The sequence below is a fragment of the Streptomyces sp. NPDC050504 genome, assembly GCF_044458065.1.
GTDB lineage: Bacteria > Actinomycetota > Actinomycetes > Streptomycetales > Streptomycetaceae > Streptomyces.
Map to the genome: position 1 here is coordinate 199,268 of NZ_JBITHO010000007.1, position 23,109 is coordinate 222,376.

The 23,109-nt window shown below is 72.5% G+C and carries 26 protein-coding genes; 10 read left to right on the forward strand and 16 right to left on the reverse strand.

Going from position 1 to position 23,109, the window contains the following annotated elements; translation table 11 throughout:
- Positions 1 to 91: 91 nt before the first annotated feature.
- Positions 92 to 1,288, reverse strand: a complete 1,197-nt coding sequence (locus tag ACIBNE_RS26780; RefSeq protein WP_399275783.1) for a glycerophosphodiester phosphodiesterase — start codon at positions 1,286 to 1,288, stop codon at positions 92 to 94.
- Positions 1,289 to 1,563: 275 nt separating this feature from the next.
- On the opposite strand from ACIBNE_RS26780, the gene ACIBNE_RS26785 reads away from it, so the two are divergent.
- Positions 1,564 to 2,184 carry a lysophospholipid acyltransferase family protein gene (locus ACIBNE_RS26785; RefSeq protein WP_399275785.1) on the forward strand — a complete coding sequence of 207 codons (621 nt, stop codon included), beginning with the start codon at positions 1,564 to 1,566 and terminating at the stop codon, positions 2,182 to 2,184.
- Between the two features lie 69 nt (positions 2,185 to 2,253).
- On the opposite strand, the gene ACIBNE_RS26790 is transcribed toward ACIBNE_RS26785, so the two are convergent.
- From ACIBNE_RS26790 to argH, 3 genes are all read right to left on the reverse strand, one after another.
- A complete protein-coding gene (locus ACIBNE_RS26790) occupies positions 2,254 to 3,795 on the reverse strand; it encodes an MFS transporter (protein ID WP_399275787.1) in 1,542 nt (513 codons plus the stop codon).
- A complete protein-coding gene (locus ACIBNE_RS26795; protein WP_399275789.1) occupies positions 3,792 to 4,343 on the reverse strand; it encodes a TetR/AcrR family transcriptional regulator in 552 nt (183 codons plus the stop codon). The genes ACIBNE_RS26790 and ACIBNE_RS26795 overlap by 4 nt, the downstream gene beginning before the upstream one ends.
- A 135-nt stretch (positions 4,344 to 4,478) precedes the next feature.
- Positions 4,479 to 5,909, reverse strand: a complete 1,431-nt coding sequence (argH, locus tag ACIBNE_RS26800) for an argininosuccinate lyase (protein ID WP_399275791.1) — start codon at positions 5,907 to 5,909, stop codon at positions 4,479 to 4,481.
- A 208-nt stretch (positions 5,910 to 6,117) separates the two neighbouring features.
- On the opposite strand from argH, the gene ACIBNE_RS26805 reads away from it, so the two are divergent.
- Positions 6,118 to 6,705, forward strand: a complete 588-nt coding sequence (locus ACIBNE_RS26805) for a pyridoxamine 5'-phosphate oxidase family protein (RefSeq protein ID WP_399275793.1) — start codon at positions 6,118 to 6,120, stop codon at positions 6,703 to 6,705.
- Between the two features lie 90 nt (positions 6,706 to 6,795).
- Positions 6,796 to 7,515 (forward strand): L,D-transpeptidase, encoded by a 720-nt coding sequence (locus ACIBNE_RS26810; protein WP_399275795.1) that lies wholly within the window; start codon positions 6,796 to 6,798, stop codon positions 7,513 to 7,515.
- Between the two features lie 59 nt (positions 7,516 to 7,574).
- Here the strand turns inward: ACIBNE_RS26810 and ACIBNE_RS26815 are convergent, their stop codons facing one another.
- From ACIBNE_RS26815 to ACIBNE_RS26840, 6 genes are all read right to left on the reverse strand, one after another.
- Positions 7,575 to 8,111, reverse strand: a complete 537-nt coding sequence (locus tag ACIBNE_RS26815; RefSeq protein ID WP_399275797.1) for an arginine repressor — start codon at positions 8,109 to 8,111, stop codon at positions 7,575 to 7,577.
- A gap of 7 nt (positions 8,112 to 8,118) precedes the next feature.
- Positions 8,119 to 9,339, reverse strand: a complete 1,221-nt coding sequence (locus ACIBNE_RS26820) for an acetylornithine transaminase (protein WP_399275799.1) — start codon at positions 9,337 to 9,339, stop codon at positions 8,119 to 8,121.
- A complete protein-coding gene (gene argB / locus ACIBNE_RS26825; RefSeq protein ID WP_399275801.1) occupies positions 9,336 to 10,238 on the reverse strand; it encodes an acetylglutamate kinase in 903 nt (300 codons plus the stop codon). Before argB ends, ACIBNE_RS26820 begins: the two co-directional genes overlap by 4 nt.
- The gene (gene argJ / locus ACIBNE_RS26830; RefSeq protein WP_399275803.1) at positions 10,235 to 11,389 is read right to left on the reverse strand and encodes a bifunctional glutamate N-acetyltransferase/amino-acid acetyltransferase ArgJ; all 1,155 of its coding nucleotides are present in this window, start codon (positions 11,387 to 11,389) and stop codon (positions 10,235 to 10,237) included. Before argJ ends, argB begins: the two co-directional genes overlap by 4 nt.
- 88 nt (positions 11,390 to 11,477) lie before the next feature.
- Positions 11,478 to 12,506 carry an N-acetyl-gamma-glutamyl-phosphate reductase gene (argC, locus tag ACIBNE_RS26835; protein ID WP_399275805.1) on the reverse strand — a complete coding sequence of 343 codons (1,029 nt, stop codon included), beginning with the start codon at positions 12,504 to 12,506 and terminating at the stop codon, positions 11,478 to 11,480.
- A gap of 205 nt (positions 12,507 to 12,711) precedes the next feature.
- Positions 12,712 to 13,116 carry a DUF5997 family protein gene (locus ACIBNE_RS26840; protein WP_399275807.1) on the reverse strand — a complete coding sequence of 135 codons (405 nt, stop codon included), beginning with the start codon at positions 13,114 to 13,116 and terminating at the stop codon, positions 12,712 to 12,714.
- A 58-nt stretch (positions 13,117 to 13,174) separates the two neighbouring features.
- Here ACIBNE_RS26840 and ACIBNE_RS26845 point away from each other — a divergent pair, with 58 nt between their 5' ends.
- Together ACIBNE_RS26845 and ACIBNE_RS26850 are read left to right on the forward strand one after the other, a co-directional pair.
- Positions 13,175 to 13,975 (forward strand): LysR substrate-binding domain-containing protein, encoded by an 801-nt coding sequence (locus ACIBNE_RS26845; protein WP_399275809.1) that lies wholly within the window; start codon positions 13,175 to 13,177, stop codon positions 13,973 to 13,975.
- 29 nt (positions 13,976 to 14,004) lie between these two features.
- Positions 14,005 to 14,538 (forward strand): GNAT family N-acetyltransferase, encoded by a 534-nt coding sequence (locus ACIBNE_RS26850; RefSeq protein WP_399275811.1) that lies wholly within the window; start codon positions 14,005 to 14,007, stop codon positions 14,536 to 14,538.
- 78 nt (positions 14,539 to 14,616) lie between these two features.
- Here ACIBNE_RS26850 and ACIBNE_RS26855 read toward each other — a convergent pair whose 3' ends face one another.
- Together ACIBNE_RS26855 and ACIBNE_RS26860 are read right to left on the reverse strand one after the other, a co-directional pair.
- Positions 14,617 to 15,771 carry a methyltransferase gene (locus ACIBNE_RS26855; RefSeq protein ID WP_399275813.1) on the reverse strand — a complete coding sequence of 385 codons (1,155 nt, stop codon included), beginning with the start codon at positions 15,769 to 15,771 and terminating at the stop codon, positions 14,617 to 14,619.
- Between the two features lie 27 nt (positions 15,772 to 15,798).
- Positions 15,799 to 15,966, reverse strand: a complete 168-nt coding sequence (locus ACIBNE_RS26860; RefSeq protein ID WP_399275815.1) for a hypothetical protein — start codon at positions 15,964 to 15,966, stop codon at positions 15,799 to 15,801.
- Positions 15,967 to 16,148: 182 nt separating this feature from the next.
- On the opposite strand from ACIBNE_RS26860, the gene ACIBNE_RS26865 reads away from it, so the two are divergent.
- Entirely contained in the window at positions 16,149 to 16,703 is a 555-nt protein-coding gene (locus ACIBNE_RS26865) for a sugar O-acetyltransferase (protein WP_399275817.1), read from the forward strand.
- A gap of 72 nt (positions 16,704 to 16,775) precedes the next feature.
- Here the strand turns inward: ACIBNE_RS26865 and ACIBNE_RS26870 are convergent, their stop codons facing one another.
- A complete protein-coding gene (locus ACIBNE_RS26870) occupies positions 16,776 to 17,198 on the reverse strand; it encodes a GNAT family N-acetyltransferase (RefSeq protein WP_399275819.1) in 423 nt (140 codons plus the stop codon).
- A 9-nt stretch (positions 17,199 to 17,207) separates the two neighbouring features.
- Complete coding sequence (locus ACIBNE_RS26875) at positions 17,208 to 18,635, reverse strand: PLP-dependent aminotransferase family protein (RefSeq protein ID WP_399275821.1); 1,428 nt, start codon at positions 18,633 to 18,635, stop codon at positions 17,208 to 17,210.
- Here ACIBNE_RS26875 and ACIBNE_RS26880 point away from each other — a divergent pair.
- A complete protein-coding gene (locus tag ACIBNE_RS26880) occupies positions 18,634 to 19,530 on the forward strand; it encodes a DMT family transporter (RefSeq protein WP_399275823.1) in 897 nt (298 codons plus the stop codon). The genes ACIBNE_RS26875 and ACIBNE_RS26880 overlap by 2 nt on opposite strands.
- Positions 19,531 to 19,636: 106 nt before the next feature.
- Entirely contained in the window at positions 19,637 to 19,828 is a 192-nt protein-coding gene (locus ACIBNE_RS26885; RefSeq protein WP_399275825.1) for a DUF1918 domain-containing protein, read from the forward strand.
- Positions 19,829 to 19,853: 25 nt separating this feature from the next.
- On the opposite strand, the gene ACIBNE_RS26890 is transcribed toward ACIBNE_RS26885, so the two are convergent.
- Entirely contained in the window at positions 19,854 to 21,107 is a 1,254-nt protein-coding gene (locus ACIBNE_RS26890; protein WP_399275827.1) for a glycoside hydrolase family 10 protein, read from the reverse strand.
- A 177-nt stretch (positions 21,108 to 21,284) separates the two neighbouring features.
- On the opposite strand from ACIBNE_RS26890, the gene ACIBNE_RS26895 reads away from it, so the two are divergent.
- Both ACIBNE_RS26895 and ACIBNE_RS26900 read left to right on the forward strand, forming a co-directional pair.
- Positions 21,285 to 22,154 (forward strand): 3-hydroxybutyryl-CoA dehydrogenase, encoded by an 870-nt coding sequence (locus tag ACIBNE_RS26895; protein WP_399275829.1) that lies wholly within the window; start codon positions 21,285 to 21,287, stop codon positions 22,152 to 22,154.
- A 141-nt stretch (positions 22,155 to 22,295) separates the two neighbouring features.
- Complete coding sequence (locus ACIBNE_RS26900) at positions 22,296 to 22,553, forward strand: hypothetical protein (protein ID WP_399275832.1); 258 nt, start codon at positions 22,296 to 22,298, stop codon at positions 22,551 to 22,553.
- Positions 22,554 to 22,556: 3 nt separating this feature from the next.
- On the opposite strand, the gene ACIBNE_RS26905 is transcribed toward ACIBNE_RS26900, so the two are convergent.
- A complete protein-coding gene (locus ACIBNE_RS26905) occupies positions 22,557 to 23,087 on the reverse strand; it encodes an NUDIX hydrolase (protein WP_399275834.1) in 531 nt (176 codons plus the stop codon).
- Between the last annotated feature and the right edge of the window lie 22 nt (positions 23,088 to 23,109).

Below are 23,109 nucleotides of genomic sequence, written 5' to 3' on the forward strand. Positions count from 1 at the left end.
ACGGCGCCCGGGTCACCCGACCGGGGCACGGAGGGGCGGCGGGGTGACCGCGGCCGGCCGGTCGCGGTGGACCGGCCGACCGCGGGCGGGGTCACTTCCCGGTCTTGCCGTTCTTGCCGACGAAGTCCTCACGGGCCAGCAGCGCCGTGTCCGGGTTGTCGGAGAAGATGCCGTCGATGCCCTGCTCGAACCAGACCTTGAGCGCGCCGAACGCGTCGCCGTACGCGGTCGCGTCCGTGCCGCGCCGGAAGTCGGCGGGCAGGAAGGCGTTCTCGTTGCGCATCGTGTACGGGTGCACGATCAGGCCCTTGGCGTGCGCGTCCCGCACCAGCGTGGTCGGCGCGCCCAGCGTGCCGTCCGCCTTCCTGGGGATGATCAGGTCCAGGGTGGGCCCGATGCCCTGGGCGTAGGAGGCGATCCACTTCAGGCCGGCCGGGGTCGCCAGGTCGCCGTAGGTGCGCGGGTCGCCGGACTGGACGAAGTCCCACGGGCGGTCCTTGGCGCCGCCGAAGAGCACGACGCGCGGCGAGGAGACCAGCTTCGACAGGCGCTGGATGCTGGTCGGCTCGAAGGACTGGAGGAAGACCGGGGAGTTCCGGTGGTGGCGGCCGTACCGGCGCAGCAGCTTGGCCAGGCGCTCTTCGAGGCCCAGGCCGATCGAGCGGAAGTACGTGGGGTGCTTGGTCTCGACGTGCAGCCAGACCGGACGGCCCCGGCGGCGGCCCTCGCGCTCGGCCCACTCCAGCACCTCGACGAAGGTCGGCACCTCCCAGCGGCCGTCGTAGACGGTGTTCTCCTGGCGGGTGCCCGGGATGCGCTCCTTGGCGCGCAGCGTCTTCAGCTCGGCGAGCGTGAAGTCCTCGGTGAACCAGCCGGTGAGCTTGGTGCCGTCGACGGTCTTGGTGGTCCTGCGGGAGGCGAACTCCGGGTGGTCGGCGACGTCCGTGGTGCCCGTGATGTCGTTCTCGTGGCGGCAGACCAGGTGGCCGTCCTTGGTGGGGACCAGGTCCTGCTCGACGACGTGCGCGCCCATGTCGAGGGCGAGCTGGTACGAGCCGATGGTGTGCTCGGGGCGGTAGCCGCTGGCACCGCGGTGCGCGATGACGGTCGGCACGGGCAGGCCCCGGTAGGAGCCGTGGCCGTGCGCCGGTTCCCGCTGCCCCCGGTCGGCGCCGCCCTGCGCGGCGGCGGTGCCCGGCAGGCCGGTGACCGCGGCGGCGGCCGTGCCGAGCACGGCCGCTCCCAGGACGGTCCTGCGGCCGGTGCTCTTGTCCGCACCCTGTGTCATCGAACGCTCCTTCATGTACGTACGCAGCGGGTGTGATGTCCCGCACCTGTCAAGGCGAGACGAGATGGTAGGCAGCTACGCCGTACGTACGGCAGACCCTGGACGAACACGGCCCAAACACACGTCAACTCTGTGTATCCACTCGGTGAACCCGATGTGCGATCAGCGGTGACCCGCGAGTATCGTCCTCACCTGCACAGACATTCACTACTCCGGAGGGCCCGTTGTCCCGCTTCGCGCTCATCAAGGCAGTGCTCGGTCCGATCATGCGCCTGATGTTCCGCCCACGAGTGGAAGGCGCCGAGAACATCCCGGGCACCGGTCCTGTCATCCTCGCCGGGAACCACCTGACCTTCATCGACTCGATGATCCTGCCGCTGTGCTGCGACCGCCAGGTCTTCTTCATCGGCAAGGACGAGTACGTGAAGGGCAAGGGCTTCAAGGGCCGCCTCATGGCCTGGTTCTTCACGGGCACCGGCATGATCCCGGTCGACCGGGACGGCGGCCACGGCGGCGTGGCGGCGCTGATGACCGGCCGCCGGGTGCTGGAGGAGGGCAACATCTTCTCGATCTACCCGGAGGGCACCCGCTCCCCCGACGGCCGCCTCTACCGGGGCCGTACGGGCATCGCGCGGCTGACGCTGATGACGGGCGCGCCCGTGGTGCCGTTCGCGATGATCGGCACGGACAAGATCCAGCCGGGCGGCGCGGGGCTGCCGCGTCCGGGCCGGGTGACGGTCAGGTTCGGCGAGGCGATGGAGTTCTCCCGCTACGAGGGCATGGACCGCGACCGGTACGTGCTGCGCGCGGTGACGGACTCGGTGATGGCCGAGGTCATGCGGCTCTCGGGCCAGGAGTACGTGGACATGTACGCCACGAAGGCGAAGGCCGCGTAGCCGGACGCGACGAACGGGTGGGCCCCGCACAGGACTTCCTGTGCGGGGCCCACCCTTTCGCATACCGGGTCAGTGCTCGATCCCGTCCTCCAGCTTCTGGCCCTTGAGCAGGAACCACGCCGCGACCGCCGTCACCAGCAGCACGGTGGCGCCCACCCCGGCCGCCAGGTGCAGGCCCTCCACGAAGGCGTCCTTGGCCGATGCCATCAGCGCGTCCGCCTGCCCCGCGGGGAGCGCGGCGGCGGCCTCGACCGCGCCGCCCAGCGACTCGTGCGCATCGGCCGCGATGCCCGACGGGACGCCTTCTGGGGTCGCGAAGTCCCGGTAGACGCCGGTCACGATGGAGCCGAGCAGGGCGATGCCGAGCGCGGCGCCCAGTTCGTAGGCGGTCTCGGAGACCGCCGACGCGGCGCCCGCCTGCTCCTTGGGCACGCTGGAGAGGATCACGTCGGCGGTGACGGTGAACGCGAAGCCCGCGCCGATGCCGACCACCAGGAGGGCCGCGCCGAGCAGCGGGTAGGCGGTGTCCTCGGCGAGCACGGTCACCGCGGCGAGCGCGAGGCCCACGGCCGCGAGGCCGCCGGAGACCACGGCGCGCACGGAGTACCGCCGGGCGACCAGGCCCGCGACGAGGCCCGCGCCCACGGCGCCGACGGCGGCGGGCAGTTCGGCGAGGCCGGCCTCGAAGGGCGCGCGGCCCTGTACCAGTTGGAGGAACTGCGAGAGGAAGAAGACCAGGCCCGACAGCCCGAGGATGGTCAGCAGGTCGGCGAGGACCGCGCCGGAGAAGCCCCGGTGGTGGAAGAGCCGCATGTCGAGCAGCGGCGCGGGCAGCGTGAGCTGGCGGCGTACGAAGCCCCAGAGCGCGGCGACACCGGTCACGGCGGCGACGGCGACGTCCCAGGTCAGGCCGTGCGAGGCCGCTTCCTTGATCGAGTACACCACCGCGATCATGCCGATGAGCGAGAGGACGACGCTGGCCAGGTCCCACGGGCCGGGCGCGGGGTTCTTGGACTCGGGGATCATCTTGACGCCGACGACGACCAGCACGGCCATCACGGGCAGGTTGATCAGGAAGACCGAGCCCCACCAGAAGTGCTCCAGCAGGAAGCCGCCGACGACCGGGCCGACCGCCGCGCCCGCCGAGGCCATCGCGCCCCAGACGCCGATGGCGAGGCTGCGCTCGCGGGGGTCGTGGAAGAGGTTGCGGATCAGCGCGAGCGTGGAGGGCATCAGGGTCGCACCGGCGACACCGAGCAGCGCACGGGCGACGATCATCATCTCGGGGGTGGTGGCGTACGCGTTCAGCACGGAGACCGCGCCGAACGCGACGGCACCGACGAGCAGCAGCTTCTTGCGGCCGATGCGGTCGCCGAGGCTGCCCATGGAGACCAGCAGACCGGCGATGACGAAGGAGTAGACGTCGCCGATCCACAGGAGCTGGGTGCCGGTCGGCTTGAGGTCCTCGCTGAGGAACGGCGTCGCCAGGCCGAGCACGGTGGCGTCTACGGCCACCAGCAGCACGGCGAGGACGAGCACGGCTAGGGCGATCCAGCGTCCCGGGCGGCGCAGCTCGTCGGCCGCCGTCTCGCGCTGGTCGGTACTGGTCATTTCTCCACGCTCCGTCGTGCTCCGCCGAGCAGCAACTCGACGATCATGTACTGGAAGTCCTTGCTCGCGACCCGTCCGTCCTGGACGGCCCAGGCGCAGCCGCTGACCAGCCCGTAGAAGGCCTCGGTCAGCCAGGCGGGGGTGAGGTCGATGCGCAGCTCACCGCTCTCCTGTCCGCGCTTGAAGAGCGCGGAGACCCGGGCGTCGATGCGCTCCCAGCCCTCGTTCATCTGCTCGCCCTCGAAGAGCTGGTTCTCGGTGACGAGGAAGGAGAGCAGTCCGGCCGACGGCTGCACGGCGTCGACGAGGCGCCGCAGCGCGTCCTCGACGGTCCCCTCGTCGAGGACGGCCGCCTCCAGGGCGAGCTCGATCTCCTGTATGCCGAGCTCTTCGAGCGCCCTGACCAGGGCGTCCCGCCCGGCGAAGTGCCGGTGCAGGGTGGCGCGGCCGATGCCGGCGGCGCGGGCGACCTCGTCCATCGTGGCGGTCGCCTTGCGGGTCAGGAGGGCGGCGGCGGTGCGCAGCACCTGCGCGCGATCGACTGTCATGAGACGATCATAACCTGAATGAGACATCAATGTCTCACTCGGAGCGTTCGGCGCTCACCGGGGGGGCGCACGACGAAGGGCGCCGCCCTCCCCCTCGGGGGAAGAGCGGCGCCCTCGATCAGGCTCCGGCGGCGGTTACCGCTGCTTCGCGGTCGCCCAGGCGTGCTGGATCACCAGGTTCGCCTTCAGCTCGCAGAGCTGGGCGGCCACCGCCGAGGGGGCCGTGCCGCCCCGGCCGTTGCGGGACGCGAGCGCGCCCGGGACGTTGAGCACCGCGCGCACGTCCGGCGTCAGGTGCTCGGAGATCTTGTTGAACTGCTCGTCGCTGAGCTGGTGCAGCTCGATGTCCTCGGCCTCGCAGACCTTGACGCACTCGCCCGCGACCTCGTGCGCGACGCGGAACGGCACGCCCTGCTTGACCAGCCACTCCGCGATGTCCGTGGCGAGCGAGAAACCGGCGGGGGCCAGCTCCTCCATCCGGGCGCGGTTGATCGTGAGCGTCGCCATCATGCCGGTGAGGGCGGGCAGCAGGACCTCAAGGGTGTCGCAGGAGTCGAAGACCGGCTCCTTGTCCTCCTGGAGGTCGCGGTTGTACGCGAGCGGCAGCGCCTTGAGCGTCGCGAGCAGGCCCGTGAGGTTGCCGATGAGACGACCGCTCTTGCCCCGGGCCAGCTCCGCGATGTCCGGGTTCTTCTTCTGCGGCATGATCGAGGAGCCGGTCGAGAAGGCGTCGTGCAGGGTGACGAAGGAGAACTCCTTCGTGTTCCAGATGATGACCTCCTCCGCGATGCGGGAGAGGTTCACGCCGATCATCGCGGTGATGAACGCGAACTCCGCGACGAAGTCCCGCGACGCCGTGCCGTCGATGGAGTTGCCCGACGAGCCGTGCTCGAAGCCCAGGTCCCGGGCGACCGCCTCGGGGTCCAGGCCCAGCGAGGAACCGGCCAGCGCCCCGGAGCCGTACGGCGAGACCGCCGTGCGGGCATCCCACTGGCGCAGCCGCTCCGCGTCCCGGGACAGCGCCTGGACGTGCGCCAGGACGTGGTGCGCGAAGAGCACGGGCTGGGCGTGCTGGAGGTGCGTGCGGCCCGGCATCGCGACGTCCCTGTGGGCCTCGGCGAGGCGCACCAGGGCGTCCTGGAAGTCGGCGATGAGGCCCCCGATGATCCGGCCGTGGTCCCGCAGGTACATCCGGAACAGGGTCGCGACCTGGTCGTTGCGGGACCGGCCCGCGCGCAGCTTGCCGCCGAGGTCGGCGCCGAGGCGCTCCAGGAGCCCGCGCTCCAGGGCGGTGTGGACGTCCTCGTCGGCGACGGTGCCCACGAAGGAGCCGTCCGCGACGTCGGACTCCAGCTGGTCGAGGCCGGCCAGCATCCGGGTCAGCTCGTCGTCGGTCAGCAGGTCCGCCTTGTGGAGCACGCGCGCGTGGGCGCGGGAGCCCGCGATGTCGTAGGGCGCGAGCCGCCAGTCGAAGTGGACCGAGGCCGACAGGGCCGCCAGCGCCTCGGCGGGACCGTCGGCGAAGCGTCCGCCCCAGAGCCGGACGTCACCGTTGTTGCTGCTCACTGCGTGCTCCTCAGGACAGGGGGCCGGAAGGGGCCGGGAAACCACGGGGTGCGGTGGCCCCTCCCCGCCGCGAGAGCGGGGCGGTGGCCTTCGTTCGCGTAACGAATGGCGATGGGCATAACTATGCAATCCCCTGTATGTTTTGTCAATGTGCTCGACGGTGGCCCGCCCCTCGGCCCCGGCCCCGCGCGGACGGATAATCCGGCCCATGGGAAAGCTCTACGAACGCATAGACGGCAGGATCCGCTCCTTCATCGAGCAACAGCCGGTCTTCTTCACCGCGACCGCGCCCCTCGCGGCCGACGGACACGTCAACCTCTCCCCCAAGGGCCGCTCCGGCACCCTCGTCGTCCTCGACGAGCTGACGCTCGCGTACCTGGACTTCGGGGGCAGCGGCGCCGAGACCGTCGCGCACGTGCGCGAGAACGGCCGCATCACCCTGATGTGGTGCGCCTTCTCCGGCCCGCCGAAGATCCTGCGGGTGCACGGCGAGGGCGAGGCCGTGTTCCGGGACGACCCGCGCTGGGCCGGTCTGATCGAGCACTTCGAGGACGTGGACGGGCCGAGCGCCCGCGCGATCGTCCTGGTCAGGGCCAAGCGGGTCAGCGACTCCTGCGGCTTCGCGGTGCCCCACATGGAGTACGAGCGGGAGCGCACCCAGCACGCCGAGTACTTCGCCCGGAAGTCCGACGACGAGTTCGCCGCGTACTGCGAGAAGAAGCCGTACATCGGACAGAGCGTGGACGGCCTGCCCGCGATCCCGCTGCCGCTGCCCGCCCGCACGGACCGAACGTAGGTCCGCGTCCCGCGCCCCAGGGTCCGGGGTCCGGCGCGGCGCGCGGCGCGGATGCGGGCCGCCGGGGCCCGCGCGCCGTACGGTCCGGGCATGCGCCTGCCCCGTACCGTCGCCCCGCTCCTCGCCGCCGCCCTGCTGTCCGTGGCCGCCGCGCCCGCGGCCCCGCGGCACATGCCGCCGCCCCTCCCGCTGCCCGACCGGATGGCCGACACCGGCGGCGGCAGCCAGCTGATCACCGCCCAGGCCCCCGACACCGGTTCCACCACCGGCCGCGTCACCTGGTGGGAGCGGCGCGCGGGCCGCTGGACCGAGGCCGGTTCGGCGCCCGCGCGGTTCGGCGCGAAGGGGCTCGTCGAGGGCGCCGCGCGGCAGCAGGGCACGAACACCACGCCCACGGGCCTCTACGACCTCCCGTACGCCTTCGGCATCGCGCCCGCGCCCGCCGGGACCCGCTATCCGTACCGCCGCGTGACCGACGCGTCCTGGTGGTGCCAGGACAACGACTCGCGCGCCTACAACCGCTGGACGCAGCCGCTCGCGCCCGACTGCCGCCCCGCCGAGGCCGAACACCTCGTCGCCTACGAAGCCCAGTACCGGCACGCCCTGGTCACCGGCTTCAACTACGGACGCCCGGTGCGCGGCAGGGGCGCCGGGATCTTCCTGCACGCCGACGGCCGGGGCGCGACGGCCGGCTGCGTCTCGGTCCCGGCCGACGCGATGGCCGGGATCCTGGCGTGGGCCGACCCCCTGCGCGCCCCGCACATCGCGATCGGCACGGAATCGGGGGCCACGGCCCTCACGCGCTACTGACGACCGGGCCCCCGGGCCTGTCGTCGGCTTCCCGCCTGCGGGGCTACGCCTGCCCGGCCCTAGCGCTCGTTCTGCGCCAGCCGCAGCAGGTGGTCCGCCAGGGCCTGGCCGCCCAGGGGGTCGCGGCTGATCAGCATCAGCGTGTCGTCGCCCGCGATCGTGCCGAGGACGTCGTGGAGTTCGGCCTGGTCGATGGCCGAGGCGAGGAACTGCGCGGCGCCCGGCGGGGTGCGCAGCACCACCAGGTTGGCCGACGCCTCCGCGGAGATCAGGAGTTCCCCGGAGAGCCTGCGCATCCGCTCCTCCTTGGCCGAGCCGCCCAGCGGGGCCTGCGGGGTGCGGAAGCCGCCCTCACTGGGAACCGCGTAGATCAGCTCGCCGCCGGTGTTGCGGATCTTCACCGCGCCCAGCTCGTCGAGGTCCCGGCTGAGCGTCGCCTGGGTGACGCTCAGCCCGTCGTCGCTGAGGAGCTTGGCCAGCTGGCTCTGCGAGCGCACCGGCTGCCGGTTGAGGATGTCCACGATCCGGCGGTGGCGCGCCATTCGGGTCTGCGGGACGGAAGGACCGCCGTGCTCGTTCTCCTGCGCCTCGGTCATCGTCGTCTCATTCTCCGGATCGTTCGTCCCCGTTGGATACCGCGGTCGCGGTGTCGAGGACGCCGGGGAGGGCCCGGAGAAACGCTTCCGCCTCCGCATCGCCGATGATCAGCGGCGGCATGAGCCGTACGACATCGGGGGCGGGCGCGTTCACCAGGAAGCCGGCGTCCTGGGCCGCCTGCTGCACCTGAGGTGCGAGGGGCCCGGTCAGCACGATACCCAGGAGGAGCCCCGCACCACGGACGTGGGAGACCAGCGGGTGGCCCAGTGACTCGATTCCGTCCCGCAGCTTCTCGCCGAGCCGCTTGACCTCGTCGAGCGCTCCGTCCGCCGCGAGCGTGTCGAGCACGGCCAGCCCGGCGGCGCAGGCGACGGGGTTGCCGCCGAACGTCGAGCCGTGGTGGCCGGGCCTGAACAGCTCGGCCGCGGGGCCGAAGACGACCGTCGCGCCCAGCGGCAGTCCGCCGCCGAGGCCCTTGGCGAGCGTCACGACGTCGGGCTCGACGCCGTGGTGCGCCTGGTACTCGAACCAGTTGCCGGTCCTGCCGACGCCCGTCTGCACCTCGTCGAGCACCAGGAGGGTGCCGGTGGCCCTGGTGATCTCGCGGGCGGCCGCTAGATAGCCCTCGGGGGGCACGACGACGCCGTTCTCGCCCTGGATGGGCTCGACGATCAGCAGTGCGGTGTCGCTGGTCACGGCCGCGCGCAAAGCTTCCACGTCGCCGTACGGCACATGGGTGACGTCGCCGGGCAGCGGCAGGAACGGCGTCCGCTTCGCGGGCTGCCCGGTGAGGGCGAGCGCGCCCATCGTGCGGCCGTGGAAGCCGCCGGAGGTGGCCACCATGTGGCCGCGCCCGGTGAGCCTGCCGATCTTGAACGCGGCCTCGTTGGCCTCGGCGCCCGAGTTGGCGAAGTAGACCCGGCCCTCGCGGCCGAAGAGCTGGAGCAGCCGCTCGGCGAGGGCGACGGGCGGCTCGGCGACGTACAGGTTGGAGACGTGGCCGAGCGAGGCGACCTGCCGGGAGACCGCTTCGACGACGGCCGGGTGGGCGTGGCCGAGCGCGTTGACCGCGATGCCGCCGACGAAGTCGACGTATTCCCTGCCGTCGGCGTCCCAGACCCTGGCGCCCTCCCCGCGGGCCAGGGCGAGCTTCGGGGTGCCGTAGTTGTCGGTGAGCGCGCCCCGCCACCGCTGGGCCAGCTCCGTGTTGCGGCTGTCGGCGCTCACGGCCTCTCCGTTCCGTCCGGCACGACCATGGTGCCGATTCCCTCGTCGGTGAAGATCTCCAGCAGGATCGAGTGCGGTACGCGGCCGTCGATCACGCGGGCGGTGGTGACGCCGTTGCGGACGGCGTGCAGACAGCCCTCCATCTTGGGGACCATCCCGCTGGAGAGGTCGGGCAGCAGCTTCTCCAGCTGCGAGGCGGTGAGCCTGCTGATGACCTCGTCGCTGTTGGGCCAGTCCTCGTAGAGGCCCTCGACGTCGGTCAGGACCATGAGCGTCTCGGCGCCAAGCGCCGCAGCCAGTGCCGCAGCCGCCGTATCAGCATTGACGTTGTAGACATGTCCATCGTCTTCGGAGCGGGCGATCGAGGAGACGACCGGGATGCGGCCGTCGGCGAGCAGCGCGTCGATGGCACCGGTGTCGATGCCGGAGATCTCGCCGACCCGGCCGATGTCGATGAGCTCGCCGTCTATCTCGGGGCGGTGCTGGGTCGCGGTGATGGTGTGGGCGTCCTCGCCCGTCATGCCGACGGCGAGCGGGCCGTGCTGGTTGAGCAGGCCGACCAGCTCGCGCTGGACCTGCCCCGACAGCACCATGCGGACGACGTCCATGGCCTCGGGCGTGGTGACCCTGAGGCCCGCCTTGAACTCGCTCACCAGGCCGTGCCGGTCCAGGGCCGCGTTGATCTGCGGTCCGCCGCCGTGCACCACGACGGGCTTGAGGCCCGCGTGGTGGAGGAAGACGACGTCCTGGGCGAAGGCCGCCTTGAGCTCCTCGTTGACCATGGCGTTGCCGCCGAACTTGATGACGACGCTCTTGCCGTGGTGGCGGGTGAGCCAGGGCAGCGCCTCGATGAGGGTCTGCGCCTTCGGCAGCGCGGTGTGCTTCCGCGTCGGGCTCATGAGCTGTACGCGCTGTTCTCGTGGACGTAGTCCGCGGTGAGGTCGTTGGCCCAGATGACGGCCGACGCGTCGCCCTCGGCGAGGTCGGCGGTGATCTTCACCTCGCGGTAGCGCATGTCGACCAGCTCGCGGTCCTCGCCGACCGAGCCGTTCTTGCAGACCCAGACGCCGTTGATGGCGACGTTGAGGCCGTCCGGGTCGAAGGCCGCCTTCGTGGTGCCGATGGCGGAGAGCACCCGGCCCCAGTTGGGGTCCTCGCCGTGGATGGCGCACTTGAGGAGGTTGTTGCGGGCGATGGAGCGGCCCACCTCGACGGCGTCGTCCTCGGTCGCGGCGTTGATCACCTCGATGCGGATGTCCTTGCTCGCGCCCTCGGCGTCGCCGATGAGCTGGCGGGCCAGGTCGTCGCAGACCGTCCGTACGGCCTCGTCGAACGCGTCCTGCTCCGGGGTGGTGCCGGAGGACCCGGAGGCCAGCAGCAGCACCGTGTCGTTGGTGGACATGCAGCCGTCGGAGTCGATCCGGTCGAAGGTGAGCCGGGTCGCCCCGCGCAGCGCGGCGTCGAGCGCGGCGCTGTCGAGGTCGGCGTCGGTGGTGAGGACGACGAGCATGGTGGCGAGGCCGGGGGCGAGCATGCCCGCGCCCTTGGCCATGCCGCCCACGGTCCAGCCGTCGGCGTGGGTGACGACGGCGGTCTTGTGGACCGTGTCGGTGGTCTTGATGGCGATGGCGGCCTTCTCGCCGCCGTGCTCGGACAGCTCGGCCGCGGCCTTCTCGACGCCGGGCAGCAGCTTGTCCATGGGGAGCAGCACGCCGATGAGCCCGGTGGAGGCGACGGCGACCTCGCCCGCCCCGACCGACAGGACCTCGGCGACCTTCTCGGCGGTGGCGTGGGTGTCCTGGAAGCCCCGCGGACCCGTACAGGCGTTGGCCCCGCCGGAGTTGAGGACGACCGCGGCGACCTCGCCCGCCTTGAGCACCTGCTCCGACCAGAGGACGGGCGCGGCCTTGACGCGGTTGGAGGTGAAGACGCCCGCGGCGGCGCGGCGCGGCCCGGTGTTGACCACGAGGGCCAGGTCCGGGTTGCCGTTCTCCTTGATCCCGGCGGCGATGCCCGCAGCCGTGAATCCCCTAGCTGCCGTCACGCTCACTGCATCTCCTCGTTCGCTTCTCCGCCCGCGCGGCGCAGCGGCGCGGGATTCGTGGTTGTCTGCGGCCCGGCGGCTGCGCGTGCGACGCTCACGGCGCAACTCCGATCGTGGAAAGTCCGGTGGTCTCGTCGAGACCGAGGGCGATGTTCATGGACTGCACCGCTCCGCCCGCGGTGCCCTTGGTGAGGTTGTCGATCGCGCTGACCGCGATGATGCGGCCGGCGTCCTCGTCGTACGCGACCTGGATCTGCACGGCGTTGGAGCCGTAGACGGACGCGGTGGCGGGCCACTGCCCCTCGGGCAGCAGGTGGACGAAGGGCTCGTCGGCGAACGCCTTCTCGTACGCGGCCCGTACGGCCTCGGCGCTCACGCCCTCCTTCGCCTTCGCACTGCTCGTGGCGAGGATGCCGCGGGGCATGGGGGCGAGCGTCGGGGTGAAGGAGACGGAGACCCGCTCCCCCGCGGCCGCGCTGAGGTTCTGGATCATCTCGGGGGTGTGCCGGTGGCCGCCGCCGACGCCGTACGGGGACATGGAGCCCATGACCTCGCTGCCCAGCAGGTGGGGCTTGGCGGCCTTGCCCGCGCCCGAGGTCCCGCTGGCCGCGACGATCACGGCCTCCGGCTCGGCGAGCTGGGCGGCGTACGCGGGGAAGAGGCCGAGCGAGACGGCGGTCGGGTAGCACCCGGGGACCGCGATGCGCTTGCTGCCGGTGAGCGCGGCGCGCGCGCCGGGCAGCTCGGGCAGGCCGTAGGGCCAGGTCCCGGCGTGCGCGGAGCCGTAGAACCGCTCCCAGTCGGCGGCGGAGGCGAGCCGGAAGTCGGCGCCCATGTCGACGACGAGCACATCGGGACCGAGCTGTTCGGCGACGGCGGCGGACTGGCCGTGCGGCAGCGCGAGGAACACGACGTCGTGCCCGGCGAGCACGCCGGGCACGGTCGGCTCCAGGACGCGGTCGGCGAGCGGCAGCAGGTGCGGCTGGAGCGCACCGAGCCGCTGGCCCGCGTTGGAATGGCCGGTCAGGACGCCGATCTCCACCTCGGGGTGGGCGATGAGCAGACGCAGGAGCTCGCCGCCCGCGTAACCGCTCGCCCCTGCCACTGCTGCGCGTACCGCCATCGAACATGCCTCCTCGTAGAGAGCATTACTATACGTAGCGCCGCAGTTTTATGCAATGCGATGTTCCGCAGGGCGAGACGCACGAGGTAAGGGTGCCCTCACCATTGTCGTCGATGCCTGTAAGAGGTACGTGAGCGCACCCGTACGCACCGCTGCCCCCGGAGGGAATCCCTCCGGGGGCAGCGCGTTCGGGCTCGGGAACGGCTCAGTCGCGGGCGTCCCGCTCCTTCTCCGCCTTCGCCGTGTTCTTCTCCTTGATGCGCACGGCCTCCTTGCGGACGTCGGCCTGCGTGGCGCGCTCCTTGCGCAGCCACTCCGGGTCCTCCGCCTTGATCGCGTCGATCTGCTCGGTGGTCAGCGCGTCGGTGACGCCGCCGCGCGCGAGGCCCGAGATGGAGACGCCGAGCTTCGACGCGACGACCGGGCGCGGGTGCGGTCCGGTGCGGCGCAGCTCGCGCAGCCACTCGGGCGGGTCGGACTGGAGGGCCGCCAGCTCGGCGCGCGAAACGACACCCTCCTGGAACTCGGCGGGGGTGGCTTCGAGGTACACACCCAGCTTCTTCGCCGCCGTGGCGGGCTTCATCGTCTGGGTGGTCTGGTGCGACTTCATGAGGTCAAGGGTATCGAGCGCGTGCGCGACCTCCGACCACGACCGGTAACCTGGCGCGGTGACAGGCTCGCAAGAAACCCCCTCGTTCCGGCTCGCGTACGTCCCAGGGGTGACGCCCGCCAAATGGGTGAAGATCTGGCGCGAGCGCCTGCCCGACGTCCCTCTGGAGCTGGTCCAGCTCGCCGCGGCCGAGGCGCCAGGCGTGCTGCGGGAGAGCGGCGCGGACGCGGGATTCGTCCGGCTGCCGATCGACCGCACGGACCTCAGCGCGATCCCGCTCTACACCGAGACGACCGTCGTGGTGGTCCCAAAGGACCACGCGGTGGCCGCGGCCGACGAGGTCGCGGCGGACGACCTGGCCGAGGAGATCGTGCTGCACCCGCTCGACGACGCGCTCGACTGGGAGCGGCCGCCCGGCCTCCCCGCGTTCGAGCGGCCCGCCACGACGGCGGACGCGATCGAGCTGGTGGCCGCCGGGATCGGGGTGCTCCTCGTGCCCCAGTCGCTGGCCAGGCTGCACCACCGCAAGGACCTCACCTACCGCCCGGTCACCGGCACCCCCGAGTCGCAGGTCGCGCTGTCCTGGCGGCAGGACGCCACCACCGACCTGGTGGAGGACTTCATCGGGATCGTGCGCGGACGCACGGTCAACAGCTCGCGCGGGCGCCGCCCCGAGCCGGAGAAGAAGCAGGACGGAAAGCCGGGCCAGGGCCAGAAGCAGGGCCAGAAGCAGGGGCAGGCGCGCAAGGGCGGCGCCCCGCAGAAGAAGGCCGCGCCCGCCAGGGGCGGAGCGAAGGGCGCGGGCCGGGGCACGGCGAAGGGCGCCCAGCGCTCGGGCAGGCCCCGCCGCCGCGGGTAGCGCGGGTCCGCCCTGGCAGGATGGGCGGCATGACCGAGATCCGCACCCCCCGCCTCCTCCTGCGCCGCTGGACCGACGACGACCTCGTCCCGATGGCCGAGATCAACGCCGATCCCGACGTGATGCGGTGGATCGGCGACGGCTCGGTGCGCGACCTGGAGCAGACCGCCGAGGGCATCGAGCGCATCGAGGAGGAGTGGGACGACGAGGGCTTCGGGCTCTTCGCCGTCGAGCTGCTGGCCTCCGGCGAGCTGGCGGGCTTCACCGGCCTCTCCGTGCCGGACGTCCTGCCCGAGCTGGCGTCCGACGTGGAGATCGGCTGGCGGCTCGGACGGCAGTTCTGGGGCCAGGGGTACGCCTCCGAGGCGGCCCACGCCTCGCTGGAGTTCGCGCTCCAGGAGCGCGGCCTCGACCGGGTCGTCAGCATCTGCCACGCCGGGAACACCGCGTCGGAGAACGTGATGCGCAAGCTCGGCATGGAGCTGGAGCGCGAGGCCGAGCACCCCGAGCTCGGCCACCCGCTGCGCGTCTACGCCATCGACCTCAGCCAGTACGAGGCGTGATCCCCCGGCCCCTCCCCCGATCCCGATCCCGATCCCGAAACCGGCCCCGATCCCGGTCCCGGCCCCCGCTCGGGCGCGTCAGCGCTTGACCGCGCGCAGCACCACGAACTTCGGGTCGCTCGCGACCAGTTCGCTGTTGCCGAAGATCCGGCGCAGCGTCACGTGGTAGCCCAGGTGCCGGTTGCCGACCACCCACAGCTCGCCGCCGGGGCGCAGGGCCGCGCGCGCTCCGGAGAACATCCGGCGGGCCGTGCGGTCGGTCGTCGCCTGGTGGGTGTGGAACGGCGGGTTGTTGAGGACCAGGTCCGCCGATTCGGCGGGCAGGTCGACGAGCCCGTCGCCGACGAGGAAGCGGGCTCCGGCGCCCGTACCGACGTTGGCCGCGTAGGTCTCCCTGGCCGACTCCACCGCCTGGAACGACTCGTCGGTGAAGACGACCTCCGCGTCCGGGTGGGCGAGCGCGGCGGCCGTGCCGACCACTCCGTTGCCGCAGCCGAGGTCGACGATGCGGCGCGGGCCGCGCTCGCCCGGCAGGTGCCGCAGGAAGAAGCGGGTGCCGATGTCCAGGCGGTCCGCGCAGAAGACGCCCGCGTGGTTGACGACCGTCCGCCCCGAGACCGCGCCGACGTCGTCGGGCAGGTCGTACCGCAGCGGCCAGGGGCTCGGGGTCCTGGCGAGCGCCGGGTCGGGCGTGCTGAAGATCAGCCGGGCCTTCTTGACCGCGAGCGAGGTCCTGGTGGGGCCGACGATCCGCTCGAAGAGCTTCAGCGTGGAGGTGTGGATCTCCTTGACCATGCCCGTGCCGACGACGACGCTCCCCGCGTGCAGCGCGGGCGCGACGCGGTGCAGCTGGTCCTCCAGGAGCGCGAGGCTCTTGGGGACCCGCACCAGCAGCACGTCGATGCGCTCGGGCGGCGCGTCCCTGGTGGTCAGCAGCCGCACGGCAGCCCCGTCGGCGCCGGACCGCGCGAGGTTGGCGCGGGTGGCGCGCTGGGTGAGGTACGAGTCGGTGAGCTGGGCGAGCCGCGCGGGGCGGTGCGCGGCGAGCACCGTGGTCAGCGCGCCCCACCGGTCCCCCAGGACGGCGACGCTCCCGGAGAGGTCGGTGCCGTCCTCGGCGAGCTGCCGCAGCAGGTACTCGTCGGATGCGTCCCAGGCGCGGAGCTGGTCGCGGGGGTCTTCGGGGAAGCGGGTGAGCGTGTGCTCCCCCGCTGACGTCGTCAAACGGTTCATTGTGCTCTCAGGCTAGCCGAGCGCGGCTCACGCCTCGCGGTCCCGCGTCACCCACAGCCCCGCGCCCGAGCCGATCAGCAGCGCGCCGCTGACGATGCTGACGGCGATCTGCGGCCCGCCGCTGTCGACGACCAGGTTGGCAACGAGGTTGGCGGCGACGCCGGCCGCGAAGAGCGTCCAGAGCAGCGACTTCATGGGGGGTACCTCCGGGGCGGGCACGGGTCGTGCGGTGGTTCTCCGTGCGGTTTCTCGATTACGGGTGCCACTCTCGCCGCCGGGGCCCGTGCGCCGCGAGGGAGCCCGCTGCCCCGTTCGTGGTGGAGCCTGCACCACCATGGGGAGCGACACGATCCGCGCGAGACGGTCCGGAGGAATCCATGGGCGAGAACAAGCGGCGCATGCTGGCCGGCGAGTGGTACGTACCCGACGACCCCGAGCTGCGCGACGACAGCGTGCGCCGGGCCAAGCTCTGCGACGCGTACAACGCGCCGGGCGTGCTCCGCGACGAGCGGCGCAGGATCCTCACCGAGCTGCTCGGCGAGGTCGGCGCGCACGTGAACATACGGCCGCCGTTCCACTGCGACTTCGGGTACCGCATCAGCGTCGGCCAGGGGACGTTCGTCAACTTCAACGCGGTGTTCCTGGACATCGCGCCGATCACGATCGGGGCCGACGTGCAGATCGGTCCGAACGTTCAACTCCTCACCGCCACGCACGAGTTGGACGCGGAGCGCAGGCGCGCCGGATGGGAGAAGGGGGTGCCCATCACCCTCGGGGACAACGTCTGGCTGGGCGGCGGGGTCATCGTCTGCCCCGGGGTGACGATCGGCGCGAACACGGTGGTGGGCGCGGGGTCCGTGGTGACCAGGGACCTGCCGGACGGCGTGCTGGCGGTCGGCAATCCGGCGCGGGTGGTGCGGAAGCTGGAGTAGCGGTGCGTACGGGGCGGGGCGCGCCGCCACCGTGCCGCGCGCCCCGCCCCCGTACGGCTCGGGCACGGGCCCTCAGGCGGTCCCGGCCAGTGCCAGCGCCATCCAGTTCTCCGGGGACTCCAGCGGCGCGAACCCGACCTTCGCGTACACCCCGTGCGCGTCGGCCGTCGCCAGCATCACGCGGCGCACGCCGAGCGGGGCCAGGTGGTCGCGGACCGCCTCGACCAGGGCGGTGCCGAGCCCCTTGCCGCGCGCCGCGCGGTCCACGTAGACGTCACAGAGCCAGCCGAACGTCGCCCGGTCGGTGACCACCCGCGCGTAGCCGACCAGCGCGCCCGAACCGGGCTCGTACGCACCGAAGTTGAGCGACCCGGCGATGGCCGCGTCCATCTGCTCGCGGCTGCGCCCGTGCGCCCAGTAGGTGTCGGTGGAGATCCAGCGGTGGACGAGGTCGGGGTCGATGCGGCCTTGGTCGGTGGATATCTCGTAGTCCATGGCCGGAGGCTATCGGCCGACGGCGGCGCGCAGGCGGCGCACCCCTTCCGCGACCTCGGCGGTCCCCGCCACGCCCGCGTGGCTCAACCTGACGTGCCCCGCGGGGGGTTCGGCGCAGAAGTAGGGGCGGCCCGGGGCGACGGCGGCCCCCGCCCGCAGCCCGGCGGCGACGAACGCGGCCTCGTCGGTCCCGTCGGGGAGCCGCACCCAGAGGTGGAAGCCGCCCGACGGGGTGTGCGGGACGGTCAGTTCGGGCAGCTCCCGGGCGACGGCGGCGGCCATCGCGGTGCGGCGCGCCGCCAACTCTCCCGCCAGGGACCTGAGGTGGCGACTCCAGGCGGGCGATCCGACGAGTTCGAGCGCCGCTTCCTGGAGCGGGCGCGGCACGAAGAACTGGTCGACGATCTGGATCGCGCGCAGCCGCTCCAGGACCGGGCCGCGCGCCGCGAGCGCGCCCACCCTGAGGCTGGGCGACGCGGCCTTGGTGAGCGAGCAGACGTGCACGACGACCCCGTCGGGGTCCTGGGCGGCGAGCGTGGGCGGCAGGGGCCCGGCGTCCTCGTGGACCAGGCGCCGGGCGAAGTCGTCCTCGACCACGAACGCGCCCGCCGCCCGCGCGATCCGCAGCACGTCGAGGCGCCGCCGCGGGGAGAGCACCGAACCCGTGGGGTTCTGGAAGAGCGGCTGGCAGACGAAGACCCGCGCCCCGCTGGCCCGCAGCGCCGCCTCCAAGAGGTCGGGGCGCACCCCTTCGGCGTCGGTCGGCACGGGCACGGGACGCATTCCGGCGGCGCGCGCCACGGCCAGCATGCCGGGGTAGGTCGGCGACTCGACGAGGACGGGGGCGCCGGGCGGGGCCAGCGCGTGCAGCGCGGTGGTGAGCGCGGACTGGCCGCCCGCCGTGACGAGGACGTCCGCGGGGCCGACGCTGCCGCCGATCTCCCGGGCGAACCACTCGCGCAGCTCGGGCAGGCCGTCCGTGGGCGGCCGCCCCCAGGCCCCGGGCCGCCGCCCGGCGCGGGCCAGGGCGGCGGCCAGCGCGCGCTCGGGCTGGAGCGAGGGGTGGAGGTAGCCGCCGTTGAACTCGACGACGCCGGTGGGCGGGGCGGCCAGGGTCACCAGCACGCCGGACGCGTCGACGGCGCGGGGCACGAGTCCGGCGGCGCCCGCGGCGCTGAGCGTGACCTCCTGCCAGGAGGTGTCACCGGCCTCGGGGGCGCCCGTGCGGGGTTCGGCGCGGAAGGCGCCCGCGCCGGGGCGGGTGACGACGAGCCCTTCCGCGGCGAGCTGGGCGATTGCCCTGGACACCGTCACCGGGCTCACCCTGAACCGTTCGACGAGGGCCCTGCTGGACGGGAGCTTTCCACCTGGTGAGTAGCGGTCGAGTTCCGCTTTAAGGGAGTTCGCCAGATCCACCACGCTGCTACGCTCTTGCATGACAGCACAGGATAGCGCTACTCGCACCACCTCGATAGCGGTGAGCAACGGCACCGTGCTCGCCGCCCTCGGGGTCACCGCCTTCTCGCTCACCTTCCCCGCCACCGCCTGGGGCCTGGAGGGCTTCGGCCCCTGGTCGCTGGTGGCCGTCCGCAGCGTGCTCGCCGCGCTGATCGCGGGCGGCGCGCTGCTCGCGCTGCGCGTACCGCTGCCGCCCCGCCGCCACTGGGGGCCGCTCGCGGTGGTCGGCGGCGGTGTGGTGATCGGCTTCCCGATGCTGACGACGCTCGCGCTCCGGACGTCCACCACCGCGCACGCCGCCGTCGTGGTGGGCCTGCTGCCGCTGACCACGGCGGTGTTCTCGGCGCTGCGCACCGGCGCGCGGCCCTCCCGCACGTTCTGGACCGCCGCGCTGGCCGGGGCCGCCGTGGTGATCGGCTTCACCGTGCAGCAGAGCGGCGGCGCGCTCACCACGGGCGACCTCTACCTCTTCGGCGCGCTGCTGGTGTGCGCCGCGGGCTACACCGAGGGCGGCAGGCTGGCGCGGGAGATGCCGGGCTGGCACGTGATCGGCTGGGCGCTGGTGCTGTGCCTGCCGCTGACGGTGCCCGCGATGGCCCTCGCCCTGTCGTACGAGCCGGTCGCGCTGACCGCGCACAGCGTGACCGGAGTGCTCTGGGTCGCGGCGGGCTCGCAGTTCCTGGGACTGGTCGTCTGGTACCGGGGCATGGCGGAGATCGGCATCGCCAGGGCCAGCCAGCTCCAGCTCGCGCAGCCGCTGCTGACCCTGGTCTGGTCGGTGGGCCTGCTCGGCGAGCGGCTCTCGCCGGCGGCGCCGCTGGCGGCCGTCGGGGTGCTGGTCTGCATCGCGGTCACCCAGCGGGCCAGGACCTGACGGCTTTCGGACGGGGCTCCCCGGGGCGCGGCACGACGGGGCCCAACCCGCGCGCCCGGCCGTACACTCCGGGTACGCGACGCCGTACCCGAGGAGGTCTCTTCCGATGCGAGCGAGTGTGGGCGACCGGTTACTGGTGCACGGCAGGATCGTCGGTCAGCAGGACCGGACCGCGGAAGTCATCGAGGTGCTGGGCCCGGACGGCACGCCCCCGTACCGCGTCCGCTTCGAGGACGGCCGCGAGACGCTGATGTCCCCGGGCCCCGACACCGTCGTCCAGCACGGCGAAGGGGCGTAGCGCCGGGGACCGCCGCGGCGGGGACCTACCTCGGCCGCACCCGGGTCGGATAGTGGTCGGCGACGACCCGCGCCATGGCCCCGATCCGGTCGGTGACGACCTCCTTCGCGGAGAAGTAGCAGTGCCCGTCGACCTCGTCGTGGCCGCGCGCCAGCGTGAGGTGGCGGGAGAGTTCGGCCGGGTCCTGCCAGGCGGCGGGCTGCGCGGGGTCGCCCGCCTTGTAGAGCGCCTCGCCGACGTAGAGGTCGACCCCCGTGCCCCGGACCGTCTCGGCCCACCAGGGCAGCAGCTTGGCGTAGTCGGCCGCGGGGAAGCCGATGTTCCAGTAGATCTGCGGGCAGATGTAGTCGATCCACCCCTCCTTGACCCACTTGCGGGTGTCGGCGTGCAGGTCGTCGTAGGTCTGCACGCCCGCCCTGGTGTCCGAGCCGAGCGGGTCGGTCGCCGCGTTGCGCCAGACGCCGAAGGGGCTGATCCCGAAGCGGACGTTCTTCTTGATCCGCTTGATCCGCCGGGCGGTCTCCAGGACCAGCCTGTCGGTGTTGTCGCGCCGCCAGGCCGCCTTGTCGGGGAAGCCCGCGCCGTAGCGCTCGTACGCCGCGTCGTCGTCGAAGACCTGACCGGCGACGGGGTACGGGTAGAAGTAGTCGTCCCAGTGCACCGCGTCCACGTCGTAGCGGCGCACGGCGTCCAGCATCGCGTCCTGGACGAAGCGCCGGACTTCGGGCAGCCCCGGGTTGTAGTAGAGCTTGCCGCCGTAGGGCAGCACCCATTCCGGGTGGACGCGGGCCGGGTGCGAGGGGACCAGCCGGGAGGGGTCGGTGTGGTTGGCGACCCGGTAGGGGTTGAACCAGGCGTGCAGCTCCAGGCCCCTGCGGTGCGCCTCGCGCACGGCCGTGCCCAGCGGGTCCCAGCCCGGGTCGCGGCCCTGCGTCCCGGTCAGGTACTGCGCCCACGGCTCGTACGGCGAGGGCCACAGCGCGTCGGCGGTGGGGCGGACCTGGAAGACGACGGCGTTCAGCCTCCTCGCCGCGGCCGTGTCCAGGTACGCCAGCAGCTCGGCGCGCTGCTCGTCGGCCGGGAGCCCAGGCCGCGACGGCCAGTCCCGGTTGGCGACGGTGGCGAGCCACATGCCGCGCAGCTCCCGGCGGCGGGTGCGGCCCCGGCCGCGGCCCGCGCGCACGGCCCCCTCGACGGCCGCCGCGTCGCCCGCGACCATGAGCCCCGTCACAGCGGCGGCCGTCCCCGCCACGAACCCTCTGCGGCCAATTCGCCCCATTCGCTGCACTTGCAACCCCCCAGGGAGTCGGATGGATGGCACCGTATCCGCTCAGCATGCCCGCCCCTGGCCCCCGTGCACCCGCGCGGGCGGAGTAACGTCGTGGGGTCGCGGCGGGTGCCGGAATCACACGGCCCCCGTCGCACCGTCGACCAGCGGATCAGCGAAAGGCACGATGTGACGGACCTCTATGACATCGCACGCGTCGGAGTGGTGGGCTGCGGCCAGATGGGCGCGGGCATCGCGGAGGTGTGCGCCCGCAGCGGCCTTGAGGTCAAGGTCGCCGAGACCACCGGCGAGGCGCTGGAGATCGGCCGCACCCGGCTGCACAACTCCCTCGCCAAGGCGGCCGAGCGCGGGAAGATCACCGTGGAGGAGCGCGACGCCACGCTCGCCCGGCTGAGCTTCACCACCGACCTCGGCGAGTTCGCCGACCGCGATCTGGTCATCGAGGCCGTCGTGGAGAACGAGCAGGTCAAGACCGAGATCTTCCAGGTGCTCGACCAGGTCGTGACGCGCCCGGACGCGATCCTCGCCTCGAACACCTCCTCCATCCCGCTGGTGAAGCTGGCCGTCGCGACCTCGCGCCCCGACCACGTCATCGGCATCCACTTCTTCAACCCGGCCCCGGTGCAGAAGCTGGTCGAGCTGATCCCGGCGCTGACCACCTCCGAGGGCACCGTCAGCCGCGCCCAGGCCCTGGTCGAGAAGGTCCTCGGCAAGCACGCGATCCGCGCCCAGGACCGCTCGGGCTTCGTGGTGAACGCGCTGCTCGTGCCGTACCTGCTCTCCTCGATCCGGATGTTCGAGTCCGGCATCGCCAGCCGCGAGGACATCGACAACGGCATGGAGCTGGGCTGCGCCCACCCGATGGGCCCGCTCAAGCTCTCCGACCTGATCGGCCTCGACACCATCGTCTCGATCGCGGACTCGATGTACGCCGAGTACAAGGAGCCGCTGTACGCCGCTCCCCCGCTGCTCCAGCGCATGGTGGACGCGGGTCGGCTCGGCCGCAAGACGGGCTCGGGCTTCTACGTCTACTCCTGATTCACACGGGGTGTGAGGGGTACACCCGCATATGCCCTGCGCACACGCTCCCGCCCTGCGACCAGGGAGAGTTGACTCTTTGACGGACAGTCAATGGGCCGTGCGGCCCGGAGTCAGCACTCTCCCGACAGGAGCGGAACTGTGACCACCGACCCCGTGAAGACCGCGGTCGTCGAAGAAGTCGCCGAGTTACGGCGCCGGCTGGATGTCGCCCTCGCGAGGATCGACGGCCAGCTGGCGCTGCTGTCCCACCGGGGCGACCAGACCGACCGGGAGACCGTCGGCCTGGCCTCCCGGCTGACGGCGCTGGAGCACCACAGATGGCCCCTGCGCACCATCGCGACGCTCTCCACCGTGGGCGCGCTCGCCGTCACGGTCTGGCAGGCACTGGGGCGCTGAACCTCAGCCCAGCCTGAGGTGGTGCAGCATCAGCAGTCCGGCCGCCATGTTGGCGGCCGGGACCTCGCCACGGGCGATCATGTCGGGCACCAGCTTGAGCGGTACCCACTCGCGGCGCGAGGACTCGAAGTCGTCCTCGGGGTGTCCCGTGTAGGTCGCCTCCTCCGCCCAGTAGAGGTGGTGCCTGGCGTCCGTGAGCCCGTTGGACGGCTCGACGGTGAGCAGGTGCCGCAAGGGGCCGGGCCGCCACCCGGTCTCCTCCTCCATCTCGCGGGCAGCGGCGGCGGCGACGTCCTCGCCGTCCTCCACCACCCCCGCCGCGAGTTCCCACCCCCAGCTGTCGGTGATGAACCGGTGCCGCCAGAGCAGCAGCACCTCGTTCGCCTCGTTGACGACCGTGGCGATCGCGACCGCCCTGAGCCTGATGACGAAGTGGTCGAGGTGCCGGCCGTCGGGGAGCTCGACGTCCGCCAGGTTCACCTTGAACCAGCGGTTTCCGTATACAGGTTGTTCACTTAGTTTCGTCCACTGCACTTTTCTGCCACCTTCCGACAGG

Coding starts and splice junctions, on each gene's coding strand:
- ACIBNE_RS26795 (WP_399275789.1), bottom strand. CDS start 4,343: ATGACAGTCGATCGCGCGCAGGTGCTGCGCACCGCCGCCGCCCTCCTG.
- ACIBNE_RS26865 (WP_399275817.1), top strand. CDS start 16,149: ATGGGCGAGAACAAGCGGCGCATGCTGGCCGGCGAGTGGTACGTACCC.
- ACIBNE_RS26780 (WP_399275783.1), bottom strand. CDS start 1,288: ATGACACAGGGTGCGGACAAGAGCACCGGCCGCAGGACCGTCCTGGGA.
- ACIBNE_RS26890 (WP_399275827.1), bottom strand. CDS start 21,107: ATGGGGCGAATTGGCCGCAGAGGGTTCGTGGCGGGGACGGCCGCCGCT.
- argC (WP_399275805.1), bottom strand. CDS start 12,506: ATGGCGGTACGCGCAGCAGTGGCAGGGGCGAGCGGTTACGCGGGCGGC.
- ACIBNE_RS26815 (WP_399275797.1), bottom strand. CDS start 8,111: ATGACCGAGGCGCAGGAGAACGAGCACGGCGGTCCTTCCGTCCCGCAG.
- ACIBNE_RS26840 (WP_399275807.1), bottom strand. CDS start 13,116: ATGAAGTCGCACCAGACCACCCAGACGATGAAGCCCGCCACGGCGGCG.
- ACIBNE_RS26805 (WP_399275793.1), top strand. CDS start 6,118: ATGGGAAAGCTCTACGAACGCATAGACGGCAGGATCCGCTCCTTCATC.
- ACIBNE_RS26785 (WP_399275785.1), top strand. CDS start 1,564: ATGTTCCGCCCACGAGTGGAAGGCGCCGAGAACATCCCGGGCACCGGT.
- ACIBNE_RS26855 (WP_399275813.1), bottom strand. CDS start 15,771: ATGAACCGTTTGACGACGTCAGCGGGGGAGCACACGCTCACCCGCTTC.
- ACIBNE_RS26790 (WP_399275787.1), bottom strand. CDS start 3,795: ATGACCAGTACCGACCAGCGCGAGACGGCGGCCGACGAGCTGCGCCGC.
- ACIBNE_RS26870 (WP_399275819.1), bottom strand. CDS start 17,198: ATGGACTACGAGATATCCACCGACCAAGGCCGCATCGACCCCGACCTC.
- ACIBNE_RS26850 (WP_399275811.1), top strand. CDS start 14,005: ATGACCGAGATCCGCACCCCCCGCCTCCTCCTGCGCCGCTGGACCGAC.
- argB (WP_399275801.1), bottom strand. CDS start 10,238: ATGAGCCCGACGCGGAAGCACACCGCGCTGCCGAAGGCGCAGACCCTC.
- ACIBNE_RS26875 (WP_399275821.1), bottom strand. CDS start 18,635: ATGCAAGAGCGTAGCAGCGTGGTGGATCTGGCGAACTCCCTTAAAGCG.
- ACIBNE_RS26885 (WP_399275825.1), top strand. CDS start 19,637: ATGCGAGCGAGTGTGGGCGACCGGTTACTGGTGCACGGCAGGATCGTC.
- ACIBNE_RS26810 (WP_399275795.1), top strand. CDS start 6,796: ATGCGCCTGCCCCGTACCGTCGCCCCGCTCCTCGCCGCCGCCCTGCTG.
- ACIBNE_RS26860 (WP_399275815.1), bottom strand. CDS start 15,966: ATGAAGTCGCTGCTCTGGACGCTCTTCGCGGCCGGCGTCGCCGCCAAC.
- ACIBNE_RS26880 (WP_399275823.1), top strand. CDS start 18,634: ATGACAGCACAGGATAGCGCTACTCGCACCACCTCGATAGCGGTGAGC.